This window comes from Cellulomonas sp. P4_B5_2 (assembly GCF_056402235.1).
Genome location: NZ_JBFUHU010000396.1, coordinates 1 through 2,920 on the forward strand (window position 1 = coordinate 1; position 2,920 = coordinate 2,920).

Genomic DNA, 2,920 nt, shown 5'->3' on the forward strand with positions numbered 1-2,920 from the left:
CCAGAGGAGCCGCCGGGCCACCGCGTCAGGGGTGGGTCAGGACAGGCCCTCGGCCCAGTCGTAGCCCTCGAGGAACGGGTCCGGCTCGATGGGGCCGTCCGACGACCACTCGGTGTAGATGAGCCCGTCGGGGCCGATCTTGCCGATGAGCGCGGTCTTGGCGATGTGGTGGTTGTCGCCGTTCACGGTCACTGTGCCCTCGGGGGCGTCGAACGTCACGCCGCCGGCCGCCTCCTGGATGTCCGCGACGTCGAACGACTCGGCCTTCTCGACCATGCCCTTCCACAGGTAGAGCGACGTGTACGCGGCCTCCATCGGGTCGGACGTCACGCGCTCGTCGCCGAACTTGGCCTTGAACGCCTCGACGAACGTCGCGTTCTCCGGGCTGTCGACCGTCTGGTAGTAGTTCCACGCGGTGAGCTGGCCGACGATGTTGTCGATGCCGATGCCCCCGACCTCCTCCTCGGCGATGGACACCGAGACGACGGGAAGCGTGTCGGCGGCCAGGCCGACGTTCTTGTACTCCTTGAAGAACGCGACGTTGGAGTCACCGTTCAGCGTGTTGAACACTGCGTCCGCGCCGGAGCCCTTGAGCTTGTTCACGATCGTCGCGAAGTCGGTGTGCCCGAGCGGGGCGTACTCCTCGCCGACGATCTCGACGTCGTTGGCGCCGGCCCACGCGATGATCTCCTTGTTGGCCGTGCGTGGGAACACGTAGTCGGAGCCGACCAGGAAGATCTTCGACTTGCCCTGCTCCTTGAGGTAGTCCATCCCGGGTAGGATCTGCTGGTTGGTCGTCGCGCCCGTGTAGAAGATGTTGGGCGACGCCTCCAGGCCCTCGTACTGGACGGGGTAGAACAGCAGCGAGTCCTTGGCCTCGAAGACGGGGAGCATGGCCTTGCGCGACGAGGACGTCCAGCCGCCGAACACCGCGGCGACGCAGTCGGACGAGATGAGCTTCTCGGCCTTCTCCGCGAAGACGGTCGGCTCCGAGGCCCCGTCCTCCGCGACGATCTCGAGCTGCTTGCCCAGGACCCCGCCGTCGGCGTTGATCTCCTCGGCGGCCAGGTCGAGGGAGTCGCGGACGGTCTGCTCGGAGATCGCCATGGTGCCSGASAGMGAGTTGAGSRAGCCGATCTTGACGGTGTCGCCGGASGTGTCGACGCACGAGGACGAGGACGCCGAGCCGTCCGCCCCGGGGTCGTCGGAGGTGCGGGCGCCACAGCCGGCGACGCCGAGGGCGACGGCCAGGGCGGCCGCCGGGAGGGCGAGTGCGCGCGTGCGAGATCTGGTCAACGGAGGGGCCTTTCGCTGGGGAAGAGCTCACGGGCAGATCCGGACTCGGGCTGGGGCAGTGCGTGACACCGCGCTGTGTCCCGTGCTGTATACATCCCTGTGCCCATGGGTGACGAACCTAGGGACGGGGTGTTTCGGGCAGCGACGAGCCCCCGTAAACGGTCTGTTTCGGACCGGTCCCGGTTCAGTCACGAGCCGGCGATACGCTCGATAGATGCCGCACCTGCGCCCGCTGGACCAGTCGTCGAAGCTCAAGAACGTGCTCTACGAGATCCGGGGGTCGGCCCTGGACGAGGTCGTCCGGCTCGAGGCCGAGGGCCACACGATCCTGCGGCTCAACACCGGCAACCCGGCCGCGTTCGGGTTCGAGGCGCCGCACCAGATCGTCCGCGACGTGATCGCCGCCATCCCCCACGCGCACGGGTACACCGACTCGCGCGGCATCCTCAGTGCCCGCCGCGCGGTGGTCACCCGGTACGAGACCGAGCCCGGCTTCCCCGAGATCGACGTCGACGACGTCTACCTGGGCAACGGCGTGTCCGAGCTCATCACGATGGTCATGCAGGCCCTGCTCGACGAGGGCGACGAGGTGCTCATCCCCTCCCCCGACTACCCCCTGTGGACCGCGATGACCTCGCTGTCCGACGGCGTGCCCGTGCACTACCGCTGCGACGAGTCCGCCGGCTGGGAGCCCGACCTGGAGCACCTGCGCTCCCTGGTCACCCCGCGGACCAAGGCGATCGTCGTCATCAACCCGAACAACCCGACCGGCGCGGTCTACTCGCGCACCGTGCTGGAGGGCATCGCGGCGATCGCCCGGGAGCACAGCCTCCTGCTGCTCGCCGACGAGATCTACGACCGCATCCTCTTCGACGGCGCGCAGCACATCCCGATGGCGACGGTCGCCCCGGACCTGCTCTGCCTGACGTTCAACGGCCTGTCCAAGACGTACCGCGTGGCCGGGTACCGGTCCGGCTGGCTGGTCGTCACCGGCCCACGCGAGCACGCCACCGGGTTCCTCGAGGGCATCACCCTGCTCGCGTCCACCCGCCTGTGCCCGAACGTCCCCGCCCAGCACGCGGTCCAGGCCGCCCTCGGCGGGATCCAGAGCATCGACGCCCTCATCGCGCCCGGAGGCCGGCTGCACGAGCAGCGCGACGTGGCGTACCGCGGGCTGACCTCGATCCCCGGCGTCGACTGCGTCCGCCCCGACGGCGCCCTCTACCTGTTCCCGCGCCTGGACCCGGACGTCCACGAGATCCGCGACGACGCCCGCCTGGTCTACGACCTGCTGGTGAGCGAGCACATCCTGCTGGTCCAGGGCACCGGCTTCAACTGGCCCACCCCGGACCACCTGCGCATCGTCACGCTCCCGGAGGCCCGGGTCCTGGCGGAGGCGATCGAGCGGATGGGCAACTTCCTCTCCAGCTACCGCCAGTAGCTCCGCCAGCGCCACCGCACCGGCGCAACCCACGCCGCCGGCGCGAGATCGTGGGTCCGGTGCGAGATCGAGGGTGCGAACCGTCGACGTCGTGCCAATCCCACGATCTCGCGCATCCGGACCCGCACCCTCAGGTGGGGCGGGCTGGGCAGGGGTGGCGTGGTGGGGCGGGACGCACTGAGG

General features: G+C 69.4%; 2 protein-coding genes. One reads left to right on the forward strand and one right to left on the reverse strand.

The window, feature by feature from the left end:
• Positions 1 to 36: 36 nt before the first annotated feature.
• Positions 37 to 1,296 (reverse strand): urea ABC transporter substrate-binding protein, encoded by a 1,260-nt coding sequence (gene urtA, locus AC1DUQ_RS20075; RefSeq protein ID WP_477074453.1) that lies wholly within the window; start codon positions 1,294 to 1,296, stop codon positions 37 to 39.
• Positions 1,297 to 1,510: 214 nt separating this feature from the next.
• On the opposite strand from urtA, the gene AC1DUQ_RS20080 reads away from it, so the two are divergent.
• Entirely contained in the window at positions 1,511 to 2,737 is a 1,227-nt protein-coding gene (locus AC1DUQ_RS20080; protein WP_477060000.1) for a pyridoxal phosphate-dependent aminotransferase, read from the forward strand.
• Positions 2,738 to 2,920 lie beyond the last annotated feature (183 nt).

What these genes read in the sequence shown, in the direction of transcription:
- AC1DUQ_RS20080 (WP_477060000.1), top strand. Translation starts at nt 1,511, where the DNA reads ATGCCGCACCTGCGCCCGCTGGACCAGTCGTCGAAGCTCAAGAACGTG.